This is a genomic window from Celeribacter persicus (assembly GCF_003050785.1).
Taxonomy (GTDB): domain Bacteria; phylum Pseudomonadota; class Alphaproteobacteria; order Rhodobacterales; family Rhodobacteraceae; genus Celeribacter; species Celeribacter persicus.
On sequence record NZ_QAOH01000008.1, the window covers coordinates 1 to 22,472 of the forward strand.

At 59.8% G+C, this 22,472-nt stretch carries 16 protein-coding genes and 1 pseudogene; 16 read left to right on the plus strand and 1 reads right to left on the minus strand.

All coding sequences use genetic code 11. From position 1 onward, the window contains the following. The 15 genes and pseudogenes from C8N42_RS11475 to C8N42_RS11545 all read left to right on the plus strand — a co-directional run. The coding region (locus C8N42_RS11475; protein WP_146168267.1) for an IS3 family transposase at nucleotides 1-151 on the plus strand (151 nt) is incomplete at its 5' end. Nucleotides 152-212: 61 nt separating this feature from the next. Further along, entirely contained in the window at nucleotides 213-7,271 is a 7,059-nt protein-coding gene (locus C8N42_RS11480; RefSeq protein ID WP_245890076.1) for a two-partner secretion domain-containing protein, read from the plus strand. A gap of 222 nt (nucleotides 7,272-7,493) precedes the next feature. Beyond that, nucleotides 7,494-9,239: a CdiA C-terminal domain-containing protein gene (locus C8N42_RS11485; protein WP_146168268.1), complete on the plus strand. Its 1,746-nt coding sequence runs from the start codon at nucleotides 7,494-7,496 to the stop codon at nucleotides 9,237-9,239. A gap of 347 nt (nucleotides 9,240-9,586) precedes the next feature. After that, complete coding sequence (locus C8N42_RS11490; RefSeq protein ID WP_107816719.1) at nucleotides 9,587-9,802, plus strand: hypothetical protein; 216 nt, start codon at nucleotides 9,587-9,589, stop codon at nucleotides 9,800-9,802. 108 nt (nucleotides 9,803-9,910) lie between these two features. Continuing rightward, nucleotides 9,911-10,109 (plus strand): annotated as a pseudogene (locus tag C8N42_RS11495) (ATP-binding protein); the annotation flags it as partial. 384 nt (nucleotides 10,110-10,493) lie between these two features. Then, complete coding sequence (locus C8N42_RS11500) at nucleotides 10,494-12,026, plus strand: acyl-CoA carboxylase subunit beta (RefSeq protein WP_107816720.1); 1,533 nt, start codon at nucleotides 10,494-10,496, stop codon at nucleotides 12,024-12,026. Between the two features lie 18 nt (nucleotides 12,027-12,044). Continuing rightward, nucleotides 12,045-12,401, plus strand: a complete 357-nt coding sequence (locus C8N42_RS11505) for a hypothetical protein (RefSeq protein WP_107816721.1) — start codon at nucleotides 12,045-12,047, stop codon at nucleotides 12,399-12,401. Continuing rightward, the gene (locus tag C8N42_RS11510; RefSeq protein ID WP_245890079.1) at nucleotides 12,398-12,811 is read left to right on the plus strand and encodes a DUF6497 family protein; all 414 of its coding nucleotides are present in this window, start codon (nucleotides 12,398-12,400) and stop codon (nucleotides 12,809-12,811) included. The genes C8N42_RS11505 and C8N42_RS11510 overlap by 4 nt, the downstream gene beginning before the upstream one ends. Before the next feature lies 1 nt (nucleotide 12,812). Then, nucleotides 12,813-13,220 carry a RidA family protein gene (locus C8N42_RS11515; RefSeq protein ID WP_107816722.1) on the plus strand — a complete coding sequence of 136 codons (408 nt, stop codon included), beginning with the start codon at nucleotides 12,813-12,815 and terminating at the stop codon, nucleotides 13,218-13,220. Nucleotides 13,221-13,234: 14 nt separating this feature from the next. Next, nucleotides 13,235-13,672: a hypothetical protein gene (locus tag C8N42_RS11520; RefSeq protein WP_107816890.1), complete on the plus strand. Its 438-nt coding sequence runs from the start codon at nucleotides 13,235-13,237 to the stop codon at nucleotides 13,670-13,672. 361 nt (nucleotides 13,673-14,033) lie between these two features. After that, nucleotides 14,034-14,234, plus strand: coding sequence for a lipoprotein (locus C8N42_RS11525; RefSeq protein ID WP_107816723.1), 201 nt, complete (start codon nucleotides 14,034-14,036; stop codon nucleotides 14,232-14,234). A gap of 173 nt (nucleotides 14,235-14,407) precedes the next feature. Further along, nucleotides 14,408-16,405 (plus strand): acetyl-CoA carboxylase biotin carboxylase subunit, encoded by a 1,998-nt coding sequence (locus tag C8N42_RS11530; RefSeq protein WP_107816724.1) that lies wholly within the window; start codon nucleotides 14,408-14,410, stop codon nucleotides 16,403-16,405. Between the two features lie 3 nt (nucleotides 16,406-16,408). Further along, a complete protein-coding gene (locus C8N42_RS11535; protein WP_107816725.1) occupies nucleotides 16,409-17,179 on the plus strand; it encodes a hypothetical protein in 771 nt (256 codons plus the stop codon). Between the two features lie 237 nt (nucleotides 17,180-17,416). Continuing rightward, nucleotides 17,417-18,655, plus strand: coding sequence for a Y-family DNA polymerase (locus C8N42_RS11540; RefSeq protein ID WP_170109282.1), 1,239 nt, complete (start codon nucleotides 17,417-17,419; stop codon nucleotides 18,653-18,655). 72 nt (nucleotides 18,656-18,727) lie between these two features. Further along, nucleotides 18,728-19,765 carry a DUF6492 family protein gene (locus C8N42_RS11545; protein WP_107816727.1) on the plus strand — a complete coding sequence of 346 codons (1,038 nt, stop codon included), beginning with the start codon at nucleotides 18,728-18,730 and terminating at the stop codon, nucleotides 19,763-19,765. Nucleotides 19,766-19,768: 3 nt separating this feature from the next. Here the strand turns inward: C8N42_RS11545 and C8N42_RS11550 are convergent, their stop codons facing one another. Continuing rightward, nucleotides 19,769-20,206 carry a DUF4174 domain-containing protein gene (locus C8N42_RS11550; protein ID WP_107816728.1) on the minus strand — a complete coding sequence of 146 codons (438 nt, stop codon included), beginning with the start codon at nucleotides 20,204-20,206 and terminating at the stop codon, nucleotides 19,769-19,771. A gap of 104 nt (nucleotides 20,207-20,310) precedes the next feature. Between C8N42_RS11550 and scpA the strand changes: the two genes are divergently transcribed. Beyond that, nucleotides 20,311-22,434: a methylmalonyl-CoA mutase gene (gene scpA / locus C8N42_RS11555; protein ID WP_107816729.1), complete on the plus strand. Its 2,124-nt coding sequence runs from the start codon at nucleotides 20,311-20,313 to the stop codon at nucleotides 22,432-22,434. Nucleotides 22,435-22,472: the final 38 nt, after the last annotated feature.

Below are 22,472 nucleotides of genomic sequence, written 5' to 3' on the forward strand. Positions count from 1 at the left end.
AAGGGTCAGGCGCAAAACCTATCGGACCAGAAGACAGGCTCGCGCCGATGTGTTCGATTACATTGAGAGGTTCTACAATCCAACGCGTCGCCACTTGACCATCGGCTATCTAAGCCCTATGACCTTCGAGGAGCGAGCTATGAAAGCTTAAGTTGCCGTCCACGAAACCGGCAGCAGCTCACGCCCTTCTTCATGCCCAAAGCATCCAGGTGGTGGGGCCGGATGACGGTCCGCGCCCCCATGTGGATCAGGCCTATAACGGCACGACAGTCCTCAACATCGGTACACCCAACGGGGCGGGTGTCTCCCATGACATCTATACCGAATTCACGGCAGGGGATCTGATCCTCAACAACTCGGCCACCAATGTGAGTACCCAGCTCGGGGGATGGATCGAGGGCAACCCGAATCTTGCGCCGGGCCGGGTGGCGGAGCTTTGGATCGGCGAGGTCGTGGGTGGCAGTCAGACCCGGCTCAACGGCATTCTCGAAGTTGGCGGCCAGAGCATGGATGTGGTGCTGGCCAATGAGTTCGGCATCACCTGTAACGGTTGCGGTTTCGTGAATACGGGGCGCACGACGCTTACGACCGGGACACCGCGCCTTGGCTCGGATGGATCGCTTTCGGGCTTTGATGTCAAACAGGGCACGGTGACGATCGGATCGGGGGGGCTGAACCCGGAAGGTCGTCTGTCTCTGGCCGATACCTCCCGCGTCGATGTGATTGCGCGTGCGGCCGCCATTTATGGCGCGATGCGGGCGGACCAGCTGAACGTGGTCGCAGGTGCCAATGTCGTCGATTACAACTGGTCTTACGATCCGCAAACCGGTGCGGTCACGGGCATTGTGGAACAGGCGGGAACCGGCACAGCGCCGGCTCTGGCTGTGGACGTGGCGGCTCTGGGCGGCATGTACGCCAATGCCATTCAGATGGTGGCGACCGAGAATGGGGTAGGGGTGCGTCTCGACGGGGAAATGGCCTCTTCCACCGATATCGCGTTGCGTGCGGATGGCCAGCTGACCCTTGGCGCGCCTTCGGGTGGGCATGTTCCCCAGATCAAGGCCAAAGAGCGGATAATCGTTCGCAATCAGGGCCCGCTGCTTCTGGAGGGGTCGATCACCTCCGAGAATGGCAACCTGATTGATATTCGCACCTCGGATGGCACGCTCACCTTCACCGGTCAGGCCGATGGCGGGGCGATCACGCTCGAAAGTGCGGGGCTTGCCAATATCACGGCGGCGATCACCGCCTCGGAAGCGTTCCGGGTTACATCGCTTGACGGGGCTGTGACCCTGGGCGAGGGGTCTGAGCTGTCTGCGGCTTCCATGGATGTCGATGCGGCGGCAAGCGTTGCGCTGAACGGCAAGGCTGCGGCCACGGGAGCGATCACGGCTGATGCGGGCATGGTGCTGACCACCGGAACAGCTTCCGAACTGTCCGGCAACAGCATCGCCCTGAGCGGACAAGGCGTTGCGAGCTCCGGGAATGCCTCGGCGTCAGAGGCGCTGACGGTCGTGGCAAGAACCGGCGGGATCAGCAACAGCGGTTCTCTGTCCGGCACGGATGTGACGCTCAGCTCTGCGGCAAGTCTGCAAAACAGCGGCAAAATCTCGGCGAGCGATCTGGCCCGGCTGACGGCGGCCACCACGCTTGTCACCGGAAGCGCGTCCGAGGTCTTTGGCGCCGATGTCACGCTCTCCGGCACCTCGGCAAAGCTTGATGGGGTGATGAAGGCGGACGATGCGCTGGATATCGTGACGACCCTCGGGGATATGATTGCGGATGGCACTCTGGCCGGGAACACGGTGGTGCTGACCTCAGCCGCCGATCTGACCAATAATGGTGCGATTGCCGGAACGGTTTCCGCCGCACTTGTGGCAACGGATGCGTTGAGCACGAGCACCGGCTCGGAAATCTCGGGTGGCGATATTGATCTGGTCGGGACTTCGATCTCCACGCATGGCGATGTCGTTGCGGCCATCACCCTCACTCTCGATGCCGGGACCGGCGGGATTGACAATGGCGGCGCACTGATCGGGACCGTCACAACGCTTACGTCGGATGCGGGGATCGTGAACCGTGGCACGGTGACGGGGACAAACAATGCAACCTTGACCGCTGTCACCTCGCTGCAAACCGATGCGGGGTCTGCTGTTTACGGCGATGCCATCGCCCTGAACGGGGCGAGCGTCACCACCGGTGGAGTGGTGAATGCCGGGCAAACGCTTGCCGTAACGGCAGGTTCCGGCGGGGTGACCAACAGTGGCAGTCTGAGTGCGACCCACACCACGATCACCTCCGCCAGCACGATCGGCAATACCGGCATCGTCTCGGCTGGAACGTCCCTGACGCTCGATGCCGCAACCTCTGTGACCAATGCCGCCACACTGATATCCGGTGACGATCTGGCGATCTACGCCGATCATATCCTCAACAATGGCGGGGTGATCTGGGCCAATGACAGCATCACTTTGGCTGCCAATGCCGCCCTTGATCCGGCGGGTCTGGTTCAGAACACCAATGGCCGGATCGAGGCCTTTCAGGGCGATCTGACGATCCGCGCCGATGAGGTGGCCAATCTGGGGACCGCTCCGACCATCGGGGCAAGTGAAATCATCAAATGGCTTGAGCAGGGGAACAGTGAACCTTTTGATCCCATTGCTGAACTCCTGACCTTGGTTGATCCGGTTTATCTTGATGCGGACGGTCAAATCTTGCCGGCATACGCTGCGCAATACGCCGCGCTGTTTGCCGATCTGATCAATGGCGGAGAGAGCCTGTCGTCTGCGGCGCAGTCCATTCTGCGCGCCGATGTAACGACACCGAGCGGGACGGCCCTGAGCAGTGAGTTTGCAGGCCGCTGGGGCGCGTTGACGGCCAAGGCCAATTCTGCCGGGGTTTCCGATCCCGCTGCGGATGTCATGTCCTATGTCGACCCGGCGATCTTCGGTGCCGATGGCGCTGTGTTGCCTCAGTATGCACAGGCCTATGCCGCGTTCTGGGATGTTCTGGCTTCCGGCGGCACCAGTGTCAGCGACGAGGTGAAGGCGATCCTCGATCCGTCCGCACTTATGGTGGAGAGCAGCACGACGGATCCGGTGACGGGCGTGGTGACCACGGTCTACTCCAATGATCTCGTGAGCGACGTGACCGATGTCTGGGCCGAGATGACGCTCGGGTCCAGTGCTGCCTATGACATTGTGAAGATCCTCTATCAGGACCGGTTCAACGACGATGGTGTGTTGGCCGAAATCGTCGCGGGCGGCACGGTCGATATCGAGGCCGGTGAGGTGCGCAATATCTTTGGCAACATATCTGCCGGAGAAGACCTGTTCATCACGGCCAACACGGTGACCAATCAGGCCATGGGCGCCAGTCAGGTTCTGTTGGAGGTCCATAAAAAACCGGGTTGCTTCACCTGTCACGAGGGCGAGGTAGATTTTTACGATACCTTCGGAGGACGTATCGAGGCCGTTGGCAATGTTTCCATTGCGGGCAGCCTGACCAATGTGACCCTCAACTCGTCCGAACTGACGTTGCAGGACGTCATGGATGAGATGAATGCGTATCTCCAGGCACAGCAGGCGGCAGGCGATGCCGATCTGGCGGGTGTTCCGCGGGTGTCCGGGAAAAATCTGGAGTTCCACGATCGGCGTACGGATGATTACACGGCGCCGGTCGAGGGTAACGGCACGGATATCCGGGATGTGGCGGCGGTCGATATCGGTTCCTCGACAACCGTCGATACAGGTGGTGGCACGCCCACGGTCATTCCCATTGATCCGGGTCGCTACAGCACCACCGTCGAAACCGTGACTTCGGTGACACCGTCTCTCACTCCGACCGCTCCGTTGGAGGCGCTTCTGGCGGCGGGTCTCAACACTATTGCCGAAACGGACCCGGAGTTCACGCAATACGGCAATTACATCACGTCTAACTACATGATGGATGTGGATCGTCTTCAGTACCGTGACGATCTGATCAACAACACATCCGAAACCATTCTGGCCGCTCTGAGCAAGGCGGATGTCATCGCGGATGTGGGAAACCTCGATTATCTCAATCAGCCGATTGAAGTTCCGTCACGTGATGGGACCGGCCTGACCACGATCTATCCTGCGGCCACCAGCTTTGAGCTCGATGGCACAGGGGCGCTGATCCGCGGGACCAATGTGGTGATCTCGGGCGATGCCATTGACAATTCGGGCGCGATCCAGGCCTCGGTCGATGCCTCCATCACGGCCAACACGATCACCGGCACAGGTGGTTCCATTACCGCAGATGCCGGGGAAGTGGCGCTCACGGCCCTTGGCAGCATCGCCTTTGAAGATGTGAAGATCGACGGGGCCAGTGTCGATATCATCGCGGGTCAGGATTTTACCGGCAAGGGCGTGTCGATCTCGTCTGAGACAGACACATCCATCTTCGCCATCACGGGGGTGACGCTCACCGCCCTTGAGAACGACTATGAGATCAATCGTGGAAACACGGTTACCAATCCGTTTACCGGGCAAACCACGACCACCACAACCTCGACCCTGACAGCCACCGAGCAGGTCACCTCGTCCCTGACCACCGGCGGTGATCTCTCGATCATCACCTCGGGCGATCTGACCTTGGCCGGGTTGCAAGGTGAGATCGGCGGCAATACCACGCTTTCGGCGGGTGGCGATCTGCTTCTGACAGCCGTGCAATCCACGGCGGAGTTCCATTCCGGCAACCGCAAGAACGGCACCGACATCCAGTCCGTCACCAGCCATGTGACCACGCTGAACACGGGCGGCGATTTTACCGCCAGCTCGGGCGGGTCCGCTATTCTCGTTGGCACACAGATCGACGCAGGTGGCACTGTCCAACTGGCTGCGGCCGAAGATGTGGTGCTCGCCGCCGCGCAGGACATCTACACCTATGAGACGCGCAGCTCGAAAAAGAGCGGCCTCTTCGGTTTCAAGAAGAAATCCTCCTCCCATTCCATCACCGAGATCACCAATGAAGGCGTGCGGATCGCGGCCTCGGGCAATGTGGATATCATCGCGGAAACGGGCGATCTGACCACGGCGGGCACGGCCTTCGTCTCCGGCAATGGCGATATCAGTCTCTCCGCCGTGGAGGACGATATCTATGCGGGCACCTACACGGATGTCTTCCAGGAAGAAAAGAAGAAATCCAGCAGCCTCTTCTGGGGCCTGATCAGTTCGTCCAGCCAGAAGAACTCCGTCGATCAGTTCAACACCGGCACCGATGCGCTGGCCGCGCTCGATCTGAGCCTGGTCTCCGGCGCGGACACGACCCTTGTGGGCGCAACGCTTTCTGCGGGCCAGAATCTCAACATCGACACCGGCGGCGACTTCTCCGTGCAGGCCGCCATCGACAGCCAGCGCTCCGAATTCTTCTCGTCGAACATGGGCCTCGTCACCATGACGACGATCCAGGAGCGCAGCTTTGTCGAAACCGCGGTGTTCACGCAATTGCTCGCCGGTCAGGCGCTGAACCTCGGCATCGGCGGGCAGGCGGAGCTGACGCTCTATGAACAGGCCGGCGTCGATGCGCCCGCGCCCGAAGACCTCTACCCCGAGGAACTTCTCGCCCTCGAAGGCCTCAACCTGCTCACGCAAGACCTCGCGAACGAGTATTTCTACGACGAACAGACCCAACTCAGCCCCGCCTTCAAGGCGCTGGTCAGTATTGCGATTGCTGTCGTTGCTCCGCAGATCATTGCGGGGCTAGGCAGTGTAACAGGTGTCACGACAGCGGCAGGAACGGTTGCCGGAACGACTGTGACAACCACGACGACCGCCTTTGGAACCACGGCGGTCACGACGTCGGCCACGGGCGCGGTCCTGTCGACCACCTACAGTCTTTCCGCTCTGGGGTCGGGCGCGAGCGCATTCGCCTCATCCTTCATCGTGAACACCGCTGACGGGATTGTCTCCGGCGACTTCGACCTCGGTGAAATCCTTGAGGGCGCCGTCTTCTCCGGCGTCTCGGCAGGGCTTGCCGCCGGGATCAATCTTGATACGACGTTCAATATAGAGACCAGCGGTCTGGGCGACATCATTCCGGGGTTCGGGTCGGGGCAACTGAGCTGGGGGGAACTTCTGGAAAACGGTCTGGACGGGGTGATTTCCTCGGGGCTTTCCAGCGCGGTCTACGGCACGGATTTCGGTGAGGGCGTTCTCAGTTCCATCGTGAGCTATGTGGCGAACGGCGTCGCAGGCGCGGCGATTGAGGAGGTCGCGACTGTCTACGGGCACGACATCTTCAGCGTCGAAAAGCTGGTTGCCAAGGCAACGATCAACTGCCTCGCCGCCGAAGCCAAGGGGGCGAGCTGTGCGTCGGGGGCGCTTGGATCGCTGGTCACCGATTTCGTTGTGGGCACGGGGTCGGGTCTTGGTGCGAATTCTGTTGAAGAATACCGGGATCGTCTGGAATTGATTGCTGCAATTGCCGGGTATTTCACCTCTGGCGGGGATGCTGCCAACGTACATGCTGCTGCCGATGCCGCACTTCTTGACCTCGATAACAATGCTTGTGGAACAGGAATATGTGTTCTCATCGTGGCGGCAATTGTCGCCGCGCTGACTGCGGCCGATTATGCGCTCACCGCTTACGATGCCTATCAACTGACGGAAAAAGGTCTGGCCTGCGACGCCGGGGATCAGGCGGCCTGTGACGCAGTCGCGGAGATGGTCGTTCAGTTCGGCATCGAGACGTCAATCGAAATGACTGCCGGGCAGATTATCCCGGGCAGCAAGGTCGGCATGAAGATCATCGCGGCCATTCGCAAACGCGGCGATTCGGATTTGATCTATGCGGCGGAACGGGCTATTGATGAGGCGGGAGGGGCCACAAATACGGGAGCGATACCTGACGATTGGCGACCGATCAGTGGTGTGGGCGCGCAGGTAAATACTCCCAGAGGATTCGCGTCATACCGTACTCCTGATGGTGACATTGTTCACGTTTCGCCGGAGGGCCTGCGGTATGGAGCCGATCCGAAGTTTGGAAATCGTGTTGACCATGTACTTGACCATACGACCCCCAACCCAAACAAACCGGTTCACTCAGTGTTCAATGTGCAGGGTGATGATGCATTGAGCCTTGTTGATGAGGCTTGGACGAACAGGACTGGCGCGGGAACGCTTCAGGCCAATGGCAACCGAACTTGGACAGTTGATCTTGGACGCCCTGTCGGAACGAATGGTCAGACTTCTGTGCAAATAGTTGTCAGGGACGGTACTAGCGAAATAATTACGGCGTTTCCACAATGACTGATATCATTTGTCCATTTTGCCATGAAGATCGGGTTTGGCGTGTCGCTTTAGCTAATGAACCGGGGGATGCCTTTCCTCACGCCTTTTGCTATGAATGCGACACGTTTTGGGAGAACGGTGATGTAATCGATGATACATCAGGGCGCACATTCAAGCTTTATATGCAGGAGCGGGGGCGTGTGATGGATTACGGTCTAATAAAGCGAGGCCCACCAGCTGTTGCGCCTGAAAAACCCAACCCTCATTCTTCGTCTTGAGGCTGTTCTTGCACACCGTCAGGTTCAGGCCCTGATGTTTTGGCGTAGCGATCGCACAGTAATGCGTGCCTTGGTTAACTCCCGCCTCCACATCTTCCTGACATACCTTCTTACCCTTCTCACAGCGGTGCATCTGGCGTTTATGCCTGCACAGGCTGGGGGATATCGGCTGTCCGGGCCCGCCGCCGGGATTGGTCTTGAAGACATCCTTGGCGAGATCCCTGAAAACTCCGTTTTGAACAATGCGCTGATTTCGGGGTTCGGCAATGGCAATCTCACCATGGCCAATATCCTCGAAGGCGCGTTGGACGGGGCGATTTCCTCCGGGCTTTCCAGTGCGGTCTACGGCACGGACTTCATGGAAGGCTTCTCAAGCTCTCTCGTCAACACAGTTGTGAACCTCACCCTCGCCGACGTGCAGTTTGAAATCGGAGAGCTGTTCAAGGGCGGCGCGAACGGTGGAGAAGGCTCTCTCGGCCACGCGCTTCTGCACGGCCTCGCAGGCTGTGCGGCCGCCGAAGCCCAGGGCGCCGATTGCGCGGCAGGTGCCGCGGGTGGGATCGCAGCAAGCCTGATTTCAAAGATGTCTGAGGCTGGCGATCTCTCAGTCGAGGAGACACAGCGCCTTGCCTCACTATCTGGCGCGATTGCCGGGTTCGTGTTTTCCGGTGGAGAGGCACAGAATGTCACGGCTGGTTCTTCAGTCTCCGTGTCAGCGGTTTTGAACAATTACCTCAAACACACTGATTTGGCCGAAATGCTCGAAGAGCTTGCTGAATGCCGTGCACAGGAAGGTGGGTGTTCTCGAGACGAGGAGCGGGCCATTGCGCTGCATTACGCGAATGTCGGCCTGATGAATGACAAAGAACTGGCCGCGACTTGCTACACGAATGAGTGCATCGACCGCTTCATGGCGGAGGCCGCGACATATGACGAGGTGATCTCGGCCTTGCGGGATAACAGCCCGATTGCCGCCAGCTACCTGAGCCATTCGGGAAGCCTCTTCGTCTCGGGGCCGGCACAGGAACAACTCGCCCGCAACATCGACTTCATGAACGGTTATGAAGACTATAGCGCGGTGCAGTGCGATGCCCTGTCAGAAGAGGCCTGCGCAACGGCGTATACGGAAGCTTATGCGGACTATCTGGGCGATGCTGAAATCGCCGAAACGGTGAAGGAGTTTATTGCTTTTGTCACAGGTGCTGCGGTGCTCGGCCCCTCCGTGTGCCGTGTCACGCCGCGCGTGTGTCTCGCTCTCGGAGTTGCTGATGTGGTTGAATGCGCTTCGGGCAACCTTCTGGCCTGCTCTCCTGGCCCCAGCTTCCCAAAGACGCGCGTGGGTGCTACAAATAATGGAGGAGCGCTTCGTGTGACTGCCGCCAACCCTTCGGTAAGCGAGTTACGGGCTGCTGAACACATGGCTGGTCTAGGTCGAAACGTTGAGCTTCGTGATCCAGTTGGGACGCGAGCAGGGGGAGGCACGTCGGACTTGTTGGTAGATGGCGTACCTTACGATGTCTATACACCGACATCGGCCAACCCAAACCGGATCATATCTGCTGTTGCGAAGAAGAATGATCAAGCTACTGGCGTTGTGGTTGATCTTTCGAATTCGCCAGTAACCCGTGAACAATTGGGCGATGTACTTGCAAGGGTGAACGGTGCTGGCGCAACGAACATTACTGACATTGTGATCATTGGGAAGTAAGCGAAATGCCGTCAATCGCATGCAAGTGTGGATACCGATTGGATTTTGGGCAGGTGCCCAACCCAACCGAATGGCTGGTGATCTCAGATACCCGCTTTGAAGGATTTGTTGGTAGTGTTGATGCGGAAGAACTCTACGCAGAATTTGAGCACTTCTTGAAATGTCCGAAGTGTGGTCGTCTTTGGATATATTGGGATGGGTTCAAAAACCCGCCTACGTGCTATGATCCTTCGGGTGAATAGGTTGCCCGAGTTTTAGATTGCGTCGTTGAAGTTCGTGGTATCGAGGTTCTGTTTATGAAGTAGACGGCCCCGCTGCCTGCGAGCGCATTCGCCTCATCCGTCATTGTGGACACCGCTGACGGCCTTGTCTCCGGCGACTTCGACCTCGGTGAAATCCTTGAAGGCGCCGTCTTCTCCGTCGTCTCGAAGGCGCTTGTCGCCGGGATCAATCTTGATACGACGTTCAATATAGACACCAGCGGTCTGGGCGACATCATTCCGGGGTTCGGGTCGGGGCAACTGAGCTGGGGGAGCTTCTGGAAAACGGCCTGGACGGGGTGATTTCCTCGGGGCTTTCCAGCGCGGTCTACGGCACGGACTTCATGGAAGGCTTTTCCTCGGCGCTCCTCGGGTCCGTCGTCAACCTCACTGGTGCCTCGTCTGCGGGAACAGCTGCTGTTCCACCTGATCGGCAAGTTCTACGAGCGCAGGTTGATCATCGTGTCAACCAATCAGGCCTTCGGCGAATGGCCCAGCGTGTTTGGTGACGCAAAATGACAACCGCGTTGCTCGACCGGCTTACGCACCGCGCCTGCGGCTTGCTCCGATCGTCGAAACCGGGAAAGAAAGCTGGCGCTTCAAGAACTGAACCGCTCCCCTCTAAACCCCCCAGGCCCGGCGCTGTGTCGTTTTCGTTTAACGCAGCGGCGCCGGGCCTGCTCAACACAAAGGGGGCAATGGTGCACGCCGAGAAAGGGGCAAGCTTCAATGCCGATTGATAATTAAGTATTCTCGTGTGCTTGGGGGATGGTACTGAATGGAGCCGCTCAAACCGCCATTTTGAGCTACGATCCTTTTCCTCAGAAGCCTGCATCCTGCGCCGAGCGCTTCGGGGTGTGTGAGGAGCGCAAAACTTGCAGATTTGCATTTTTCAGCACAATGATTTTGCATGTTTTGCAAATCTGCCAGAACTTGCTTTGAAAGAATATTTCGCTGTCATATGGTGCCCGCGAAATGACGAGGAGGCTTACCCGTGAAAGACATCATTAAAGAACTTCACGATCGCCGCGACGACGCCCGCCTGGGAGGGGGACAGCGTCGCATCGACAGCCAGCATGCCAAGGGCAAGCTGACGGCGCGTGAACGGATCGAACTTCTGCTCGACGAGGGCAGTTTCGAAGAGTTCGACATGTTCAAAACCCATCGCTGTGCCGAATTTGGCATGCAGGACAGCAAGTTCTACGGCGATGGCGTGATTACCGGTTGGGGCACGATCAACGGTCGCATGGTCTATGTCTTCTCGCAGGACTTCACCGTGTTTGGCGGCTCCCTGTCGGAGACACACGCGGAGAAGATCTGCAAGATCATGGATATGGCGGTGCAGAACGGCGCGCCGGTGATCGGTCTCAACGACTCGGGTGGCGCTCGGATTCAGGAAGGCGTCGACTCGCTGGCGGGCTATGCCGAAGTGTTCCAGCGCAATATCATGGCCTCGGGCGTGGTGCCGCAGATCTCCGTGATCATGGGGCCCTGTGCGGGCGGTGCGGTGTATTCCCCGGCGATGACCGACTTCATCTTCATGGTGCGCGACACGTCCTACATGTTCGTCACTGGTCCGGACGTGGTGAAAACCGTGACCAACGAAGTGGTGACCGCCGAGGAACTGGGCGGGGCGTCGACCCACACGAAGAAATCCTCCGTTGCCGACGGCGCGTTCGACAATGACATCGAAGCCCTCACCGAAGTGCGTCGTCTGGTCGATTTCCTGCCGCTCAACAACCGCGAGAAACCGCCGGTGCGCCCGTTCTTCGATGCGCCCGACCGGATCGACGATGCGCTCGACACGATCGTCCCGGACAATGCGAACACGCCTTACGACATGAAGGAAGTGATCCACACGATCGCGGACGAGGGCGATTTCTACGAGATTCAGGAAGATTACGCGAAGAACATCATCACCGGCTTCATCCGCCTCGAAGGCCAGACGGTCGGTGTGGTGGCGAACCAGCCGATGGTGCTCGCGGGCTGCCTCGACATCGACAGCTCCCGCAAGGCGGCGCGTTTCGTGCGCTTCTGCGATGCGTTTGAAATTCCGGTGCTGACGCTCGTCGATGTGCCGGGCTTCCTTCCGGGCACCTCGCAGGAATACGGCGGCGTCATCAAGCACGGTGCGAAGCTGCTATTCGCCTATGGCGAAGCGACCGTGCCGAAAGTGACCGTGATCACCCGCAAGGCCTATGGCGGTGCCTATGACGTGATGTCTTCGAAACACCTGCGGGGAGATTTCAACTACGCCTGGCCGACCGCCGAGATCGCCGTGATGGGCGCGAAGGGCGCGACCGAGATTCTTTATCGCTCGGAACTGGGCGATCCGGAGAAGATCGCGGCCCGTACCGCCGATTATGAAAACCGTTTCGCCAACCCGTTTGTGGCGGCCGAGCGGGGCTTCATCGACGAGGTGATCCAGCCGCGTTCCACCCGTAAACGTGTGGCCCGTGCTTTTGCTGCCCTGCGCAACAAGAAGCTCGAAAACCCGTGGAAGAAGCACGACAACATCCCGCTCTGAACGCGGGGGTCTGACCTCATGGCCTGCCAACGCTGGCATATCCTGAAAGAGCAGGGCGCGCTGACTTTGGCGCGCCGTCTACCCGCGCGTTTCGATGTCGCCGTCATGGCGGTGATCGAAGGCGGCGCGGGGCTGCGCAAATCACGCATTGCCGCGCAGGTGCGTCAGGATATGTGGCGCAGCCTGCAAAACCTCCGGGGCTTTGCTCCGGTGGTGCGGGTGGCGGAACGTGGGGGAAACCTTGAGATCACCGCCGGCGGTACGGTCGCCGGACGGTTCCCGAAATCCGAAACCGAGGCGTGTATTCGCACGCTTCTCGAAAGTGAAGACCACCGCGCCCGTTGGGTTCGGTTTGCCAGGGAGGCCCGAAGATGATCGCACGTTTGTCCGCGCTTGCCGCGCTGGCCTCCGGTATGGCCTTCGCCGCCTTTGCCGAACTCGCTCCGCTTGAGGCGCAGGAGTTGAGCGTGCCCTCGGGCCAGCCGGTGGAATTCTATGAAGCCGTGATGGATCAGCCAGCCATGGGGCTGACCGCCCGGTTCCGTTTCCTTGCGCCCGAGTTGGCCACCTATCTGGAGCGCCTGTCTTACGAAGAGCTGGAGGCCGATCTGGCCGCGCTCTGTGTGAGCTACGCTCTGCCGCGCATAGGTACGCCGGAAGCCGCGATGATCGTGATTTCCCTGTCTTCTGCGCCCACCGAATTCGGCACCCCCGACCCGGATGTGGCGCAGGTTTTTGAGGCCTATCGCCCCGCAGGCGACCATTGCGAATGGGAGGCGTTCTGAGATGGCCCCAAAATTCCACATGTTCTCTAACGGTCCGCGTCCGGTCGCGCCGTTTTCGCATGCGGTGGAGGACGATGGCTGGGTCATCCTGACTGGCCAGATGCCGACCGACCCGGCGGCCCCCGATGCGCCGCTGCCCGAAGGCATCGCGGCCCAGACCCGGCGGGTGATGGACAATCTCCTGCTTATTCTCGGTGAATTGGGCCTTGGTGCCGAACATATCGTGCAGTGCCGCTGCTTTCTGACCGCGTTCGAACGCGATTACGCCCTGTTCAACGAGACCTACAAAAGCTACTTCTCCCCTGAGAGGCTTCCGGCACGCACCACGGTGGGCGTGACCGCGCTGGCCGTGGGGGCGCTGGTCGAGATCGACCTGATCGCCCGCAGACCGCAGGAGGGCGAAAGCTGATGGCACGCGATTACATATTGAAACACAAGGGATTTCCGGGGCGGCTTCCGGGTACGGATTACCAATTCACGATCCGGCGGGCAAACCCTAAGGGCGTAACGCCGCTCAAGGGGCTGGAACGCTACAAGGACCGCAAATCGGCCGACAAGCGTGCCGACGCGGCCTTTATGGCGGCGCTTTGGGCGCATTTCGGCGAAGAGGAATTCGAACGCGGCAATCTCGATGCCGGGCGGCTCTCGTGGCTGTTTGGCCGCGAGGTGGTGCCGGCCGATCCCGAAGATTTCGATCCGGCCTCCTACGAGGCGCTTTTGAAAATTGACGTCAAGCGGGCCATGGCCGCTTTCCCGGAGGTGTTTGCCGAAGGTGCGGATGACGAAGGCGAGGAGATGCCGGACTGGGACGCCATGTGGAATGGCGACGACATGGATGATGACGGGGAGTTGAACGGCTGATGCGCGGGTTTTCGCTTGGCATTCCGGGGTTTGCGCGAACTGCTGCCGAAACGGGCGAGCAGGGCGGAGCGACCCTTGTGAGCACAGGCGGACTGCCCCATCTTGATCACAGGGCGCACGGGACCAGCAACCCGGCGACCTGTTCTGAAAACCGTTACCCTTCCCCTCTGGCGAGGTCCGTGCTTCCCCCGCATGGCCCTCGCCATTCTTTCTTCGGCGCATGGCCGGGGGCGGGCTTTGGGGCGGCTCTTGTGTGTGGGCGTTCTTCCGCCGAGGGGCTTGACGCGGCATTTCGCGTCTATGCCTCCGCTGCGGATTGCGCTAGAATCTGCCCAGTTACAACCATCTCAAGAGCAGAAAAATGCGCAAATCCATTCTCATTTCCGCCTTCGTCTCCGTCGCGGCTCTCGCGGGTTGCATGCAGACCGACGGTGAACGTGCCCTCGCAGGCGCGGCCGCAGGCGCCGTCGTCGCCGACGCAACTGACAACAACGTGCTCACCGGTGCTGCCCTCGGCGCGCTCGCGGGCACCTATTGCGACGACGCGGGCGTTTGCCGCTAATTCCATTCGTCTGACCGGCGCGGTTTCGCGCCGCGATGCCATGAAATCGAAAAGCTCTCCGGGCCTGTCGGTCCGGGGGGCTTTTTTCGTGACTTTAACCCATGATCCGAGTTCTGGCCCCGCGCATGCGGCCCGTCGGAGAGGACTGATTTGAGAAAGGGAGAGGGCAGGACATGTTCGACAAGATCCTGATTGCGAACCGCGGCGAGATCGCTTGCCGGGTGATGAAAACCGCCAAGAAAATGGGGATCAAGACGGTCGCCATTTATTCGGACGCGGACAAGAACGCGCTTCATGTGGCGATGGCCGACGAGGCGGTGCACATCGGTCCGCCGCCGGCGAACCAGTCCTATATCGTCATCGACAAGGTGATGGACGCGATCAAACAGACCGGCGCGCAGGCTGTGCATCCGGGCTACGGTTTCCTGTCCGAGAACTCCAAATTCGCCGAGGCTCTGGCAGATGCGGGCGTCGCTTTCGTTGGCCCGCCGGTGAAAGCCATCGAAGCCATGGGTGACAAAATCACCTCGAAAAAGATCGCGCAGGAAGCCGGTGTGAACACGGTTCCCGGCTACATGGGGCTGATCGAGGATGCCGACGAGGCGGTAAAGATTTCCAAGGAAATCGGCTATCCGGTGATGATCAAGGCCTCTGCCGGTGGTGGCGGGAAAGGTATGCGGATCGCGTGGAATGACGAGGAGGCACGGGAGGGCTTCCAGTCGTCCAAGAACGAGGCTGCCTCGTCCTTCGGCGACGACCGGATTTTCATCGAGAAATTCGTGACCCAGCCGCGTCACATCGAGATTCAGGTGCTGTGCGATGCGCATGGCAACGGCATTTACCTCAACGAGCGTGAATGTTCGATCCAGCGCCGCAACCAGAAGGTGATCGAAGAGGCGCCGTCGCCCTTCCTCGATGAGGCGACACGCAAAGCCATGGGCGATCAGGCGGTCGCGCTCGCCAAGGCCGTGGGCTACACTTCTGCCGGGACTGTGGAATTCATCGTCGATGGCAAGCGCAACTTCTACTTCCTCGAAATGAACACCCGTTTGCAGGTAGAACACCCGGTGACAGAGCTGATCACCGGTATCGACCTGGTCGAACAGATGATCCGCATCGCCAATGGCGAGCCGTTGTCGATCACTCAGGACGATGTGAAGATCAACGGCTGGGCGATGGAAAGCCGTCTCTATGCCGAGGACCCGTATCGCAACTTTCTGCCCTCCATCGGGCGCTTGTCGAAATACCGTCCGCCGGAAGAGATCGCCACGAAAACCAACATCGTGCGCAATGACACCGGCGTCTACGAGGGCGGTGAGATTTCGATGTATTACGACCCGATGATCGCCAAGCTCTGTACCTGGGGGCCGAACCGCGAGACGGCGATCGAGAACATGCGAAATGCGCTCGACGCGTTCGAGGTCGAGGGCATCGGCCACAACCTGCCGTTCCTTTCTGCCGTGATGGATCATCCGAAATTCGTCTCGGGCGACATCACCACGGCCTTCATTGCCGAGGAATATCCCGACGGCTTCCAGGGCGTCGATCTGCCCTATGAAGAGCTTGAGCGGATCGCTGCGGCGACGGCGGCGATGTACCGGGTGGCCGAGGTGCGCCGTGCGCGGATTTCCGGTCGGATGGACAACCACGAACGCCATGTCGGCGGTGACTGGGTGGTGCAGATCGGCGAGTACGATTTTCCCGTGCATGTCGAGGCGGACAAGCGCGGTTCCACCGTGCTGGTGAACAACACCCGCCACCGCATCGAAAGCACATGGACGCCGGGTCAGACCCTTGCCCTGATCGACATGGAACATGGCACTCTGACCCTCAAGGTCGGCAAGATTCCGGGCGGTTTCCGCATCCGCAACCGTGGCGCGGATCTCAAGGTCTACGTGCGCAGCCCGCGTGCGGCCGAACTGTCGAAATTCATGATCGAGAAGCTGCCGCCGGACACCTCGAAACTTCTCCTGTGCCCGATGCCGGGGCTGCTGGTGAAGGTCAATGTCGAGGTTGGCGACGAGGTCCAGGAGGGCCAGGCGCTCTGCACCGTCGAAGCAATGAAAATGGAAAACATCTTGCGCGCCGAGCGCAAGGGGATCGTCTCCAAAATCAACGCAGGGCCGGGCGACAGCCTTGCCGTCGATGAAGTGATCATGGAGTTCGAATAATCCATGACGGATGTGATGGAATACTGGTTCTTATTCGCGTGCTTATACGTGATTGTCCTTGTGGCTGTCTTCAGCGGCCACAAGGACGGTCAGGTCGCGGGATCCGTATTCCATCGCTTCATCTGGCTGATCTTGATTCCGCTGTTGGGGCTTATGCTTGCCTTGTTCGGCGGAATTAAAGTCGTGCTCTCGCCCGACGAAAAACTGTGGCAGGCCATCATTGCCGGGTCTGTCATCGCGGCGGGGTGGTTGACCTCGGCGATCTTCAATGAGCTTTCGAAAGCTCAAGGCAAAGAAGAGCGGTTGCGCGACTATCACAAGGCGATCTTTGCCGAGATTGGAAATGTCCTGTCCACTCTGTCTCAGGATGACGGAATTGAAACGCTCACGAAGATGAAGCAGAACAGTTCGTTTATTCCTTTTGTCCCCAAGGAACACCACGACCACATCTTTGATGCCCTTGTGACGGATATAGACGTTCTCCCCCGCCAGACAATTGACGTGATTGTTGCGTATTATTCCGTTGTAAAAGGTATTTCGGCGCTTGCAGAAGATATGCGGGGAGAGAAGTTTGCCAATCTGGAGCAGGACAGGCGTATCCTGATTTATTCCGATTATCTGGAAATGCGCAAACAAGCACTGGCATATGGTGAATATGCTCTGCGCTTGATCAAAGCCTATGCCGAAGGGGGAAGTGTCGCTGCAGATCGTGAGATTGCAGCCGTGAAGCTTAGTAACCGGGGCGCGGACCTGTCCGCCCGGTCACAGGGATAGGGGTGTAGGGGATGTCTTTTTCATTCGCCATATCCGCGTTCTCCTGTGAATTGGGGTATAACCGCCGTTACGCTTCTCTTCCTCATATAAGTGAATATGGGGTGTTCATCAAGCGAACTCAAGAAGTGCCGGGGGCGCAGAGCGTCGCGTACCTGCGGCACTTTGCGGGAACGGCTGGACAAATGTTCTCCATTTGTTCTAATCTTGGCGCAGCGTCTCTCTCCTGTCTGCCCGGTCATGTCTCAGCTTCCGCCTCTGCGCGTCTCAACCCTGTTCTTCGATATGAACAGCTACTACGCCTCCGTGGCGCAGGCCGAGGAGCCTGCGCTGATGGGGCGGCCCGTGGGGGTTCTGACAACGGATGCGCCGAACGCCGCCTGTATCGCGGCGAGTGTCGAGGCGAAACGACACGGCGTGCGCATGGGCACGCGGCAGGACGAAGCGCGCAGGCTCTGTCCGGGGATCGTCTTTCGTCCGGTCAAACACGATATCTGCGTCGACTATCATCATGCGATTTTGCAGGCGGTCGAAACGGTCATTCCGGTGCACCGGGTCTGGTCGATCGACGAATGCTCCTGTCTTTTAACCGGTTCGGAGCAGGAATTGTCGCGGGCTCTGGAAATCGGACGGGATTTGCAGCACGCGGTACTGACACAAGTCAGCCCGGCCTTGCGCTGTTCCGTCGGTTTGGGGCCTACCCGGCTCTTGGCGAAAGTTGCTGCCGAGTTGGAAAAGCCGATGGGGCTTCACTGGCTCACACCGGAGGTTCTTCCCGACAGGATCGCACATCTGGCGCTGGACGACTTGCCGGGGGTGTCCTGGCGGATGAAAGCCCGGCTGGAGGCCGCCGGAATTCCGGATGTGGTGACGCTCTATCGCATCGCACCGAAACGCGCACGGGCGATCTGGGGCAATGTCGCGGGGGAGCGGTTCATCCGCGAGTTGCGCGGCGAAACGGTGGTTTGGCCGGAGACCAAACGTGGCATGATCGGCCATGGGCAGGTGCTCACAGGGCCGAATGCGACGCCCGAGGGCGCGCGGCTCGTCACCCGGCGTCTGCTGATCAAGGCCGCATCCCGTCTGCGCCGGGAAGGGTTCTGCGCCCGCAGCCTGTCGGTCAGTGTGAAATGCAAATCCGGGTCACGGCAGCGTCGGGACGGCACGATCCGGGCGACGCAGGACACGTTCTTTCTGCTGGATGTTCTGGCGGGCTACTGGGCGGAACTGCTCCTTTGTCCACGTCCGAAAGCCGTCTCTGTCATGTTGGGCGGGTTGATCTCGCAAGCGCGGGTGATGGACGATCTCTTCGCGCCCTCAGAGGACCGCGCACCACTCTGTCTTGCCATCGACCGGCTCAACCAGCGCTTCGGTCAGGATACGGTGCGCTATGGCCTCTTGCCGCCGCACCACGTGCCCTACACGGGGGCGAAAATCGCCTTCGGGCGCATTCCTCTGGCGGAGGATTTTCGCGAATAGCACCTGCGCCCGTCACGATCCGTTGTTTGCGGTACGTGACGGTTGGTGAAGCCGATGTGCGGGAGGCTTCCCATGGCTGACGTCGCCCTGAAACCGGTGCAGGACAGTGCCACCGTCGGTGGCGGTCTGGATTTTGTGACGGTGATTTTCCGCACGGAACTGGAGATGTTGCGCTTGCAGGCACGCTCCATGGCGCGGTTTCTCAAGCCCGAAGATGTCAATTCCATCCTGATCGTTCTGAACGACGAGGATGAGGAGGCTTGCCAGCGCGGGGTGGAGGCTATGCTGGCGGAATGGGGGCACTTGGCCGAGCGCGTGCAGATCATTGCCGGATCATCCTTGCTGCGTCCGGTGAAGGGCGGCGTGCTGGCGCATCTGGAACGGTTTTGGGCCAGCGGCCCGCGCTGTGCCTGGCGGCCGTATCGGGACCGTATTCAGGGCAAGCCACGGGTGGTCTATGGCTGGGCGCGAAACAATGGCTGGCTGATGCAGCAGGCCTTCAAGCTTTTGGCTGCTTATCGGGCGACGGGGGATTATATCGTCATTCTGGATGCCAAGAATTTTTTCATCCGCTCCACAGATGCCTCGGAATTCGTGGATGCGGACGGACGTCCCCGTGTCGAACCTGCGACGCAAGAGACGAATTACCTCGAATGGGCCGCGAAATCCGCCCGGCGAATTGGTTCAGCCGTGCCGCAAAGAACGTCGATTCCGCCCTCCCTGACGCCGATTGTGCACCGGCGGGAGGACATGGTCAGGGCCGTCGGGCGTCTGGAAGAAACGCTTGGCGCTTTGGAATGTTTCTTTGCGCGACGCAGTGCGAAATCGACGGAATTCATGTTGTTGTATGCCGCGATGTCACCCGACAGTTCCGACTGGATGAAGGCATTTTCAGTGCGTCGGGATGCACCGATTTACCGTATCTTAAATACTGAAGAGGTCGGTGCAACACTGGATGCGATTGCGAAAGAGCCCCGCGCGCTGTTGTCATTGCATCGCAAATATTTGCGATCCCTGGACGCCGAAACGCAGGAAAGGCTGTTGTCCTACCTGCGCGAGATCGGTCTGGTGCGGGATGGGGAAGCGACGGGAGGTTTCTTCGATGTTTGAGACCTACCGCCCGCTTTCGATCTCCTGTTGCCGCAGCGGTGTCTTGTCGATGGCGCGGGTGATCTCGCGCACGTCCCAGGGTGCTGGTTTACGGAGCATCACGCGCCCGTCCTTGTCGACGATGACAAGGGCGAAGCCACGCGGGCGGAGCGCTGTGCGGATCGGGGCGCGGGCGTCTGGGTCGGTGTCGGTGAGGATCACCACATCGCGGTCCAGAAGCGGCTCGGGACGTGCTTCCAGCAAAAGGAGCTGGTCGCTGAACGATGGGTCCAGCGGACTGTCGGCGAAGACGACGAGGACGCGGTTCTGCCATTTGAACTCGGAAAGTTCGGTGTCTCCGGCGCTTTGGATTAGCGGTGCGTCTGCCACGTCTTCTTGCGCCAGAAGCGGGGCGGGGATCAGGAAAAGCGCTGCGATGGCGGCGAGATAGATTTGTTTCATCGGTCCTCCCGGTGTGCCTTCTATATAGGGGGACGGGACGGCCAAACCAAGGTTGAACGTGCCCCTTCGGGGGGGACGATGCGAAAACGGGAAGGAGCCTGACGATGACGGACAGGAAAAAATGGGAAGAGGTGGCCGAGAAGGAGCTTCGAGGCAAGCCGCTTGAGAGCCTTGAGTGGAACACACTTGAGGGGATCAAGGTCAAGCCGCTCTATGCCGAGGACGACCTTGAGGGCATGGATCATCTCGGCAACACACCGGGGATGGAGCCTTTCACCCGGGGTGTGAAGGCGACGATGTATGCGGGCCGCCCCTGGACCATCCGGCAATATGCGGGCTTCTCGACCGCCGAGGAATCGAACGCGTTTTACCGCAAGGCGCTGGCCGCCGGTCAGCAGGGGGTCTCTGTTGCTTTCGATCTGGCCACGCACCGGGGCTACGATTCCGATCACCCGCGCGTGGTGGGCGATGTCGGCAAGGCCGGTGTGGCGATCGACTCTGTCGAGGACATGAAAATCCTGTTCGACGGCATTCCTTTGGACAAGGTCTCCGTGTCGATGACGATGAACGGCGCGGTGATCCCGATCCTCGCCAATTTCATCGTGACGGGCGAGGAACAGGGCCATGATCGCGCGTTGCTTGCGGGGACCATTCAGAACGACATTCTGAAAGAATTCATGGTGCGCAACACCTATATCTACCCGCCGGAACCCTCGATGAAGATCATCGCGGACATCATCGAATTCACCGCGAACGAGATGCCGAAATTCAACTCGATCTCGATCTCCGGCTACCACATGCAGGAAGCGGGGGCGAACCTCGTGCAGGAACTCGCGTTCACGCTTGCCGACGGGCGCGAATATGTCCGCACCGCGATCAAGGCGGGGATGGATGTGGACAAGTTCGCCGGTCGTCTGTCGTTCTTCTTTGCCATCGGCATGAACTTCTTCATGGAGGCTGCGAAGCTGCGCGCCGCGCGTTATCTCTGGACGCGCGTGATGGAGGAGTTCGAACCGAAGCTCTCCAAGTCCAAAATGCTCCGCACTCACTGTCAGACCTCGGGCGTGTCCTTGCAGGAGCAAGATCCCTATAACAACGTGATCCGCACCGCCTATGAAGCGATGTCGGCGGCACTTGGCGGCACGCAATCGCTGCACACCAATGCTCTGGACGAGGCCATCGCGCTTCCGACCGAGTTCTCGGCGCGCATTGCCCGGAACACGCAGCTCATATTGCAGGAAGAGACCGGGATCACCAACGTCGTCGATCCGCTCGCGGGGTCTTACTACGTTGAGAGCCTCACCAAGGAACTGGCCGACAAGGCTTGGGCTCTGATGGAAGAGATCGAAGAGATGGGCGGCATGACCAAGGCCGTCAACTCCGGCATGCCGAAGCTTCGGATCGAGGAAACCGCAGCCAAACGTCAGGCCATGATCGACCGTGGCGAAGAGGTAATTGTCGGCGTCAACAAATACCGCAAGGACAAGGAAGACCCGATCGACATTCTCGACGTGGACAACGTGGCCGTGCGCAACAGCCAGATTGCCCGCCTCGACAAGATCAAAGCCAGCCGCGATGCCGCCAAGGTCGAAGAGACGCTTGGTGCGCTGGAGCGGGCGGCGAAATCCGGCGAGGGCAACCTCCTCGCGCTGGCGGTCGAGGCCGCCCGTGCCCGTGCAACCGTTGGGGAGATTTCGATGGCCATGGAGAAAGCATTCGGACGTCACCGGGCCGAGGTGAAAACGCTGGCGGGCGTCTATGGCGCCGCCTACGAGGGGGACGAGGGTTTTGCCCAGATCCAGAAAGACGTCGAAACCTTCGCCGAGAAAGCCGGGCGTCGTCCGCGCATGCTCGTCGTCAAGATGGGTCAGGACGGCCATGACCGGGGCGCGAAAGTCATCGCCACCGCCTTTGCCGATATCGGCTTTGATGTCGATGTTGGCCCGCTGTTCCAGACGCCGGAGGAGGCCGCGCAAGACGCCATCGACAACGACGTGCATATCGTGGGCATCTCCTCGCAGGCCGCAGGTCACAAGACCTTGGCGCCGAAGCTCATTGAGGCCCTGAAAGAGCAGGGCGCCGAAGACATCATCGTGATCTGCGGTGGTGTGATCCCGCAGCAGGATTACCAGTTCCTCTATGACGCAGGCGTCAAGGCGATCTTCGGGCCGGGCACCAACATCCCGGCGGCGGCGCGTCAGATTCTCGACCTGATTTCGACGGAATAAGCGTCTGAGCTGAGTATTTCAGCCAAGAAAAAGGGCCG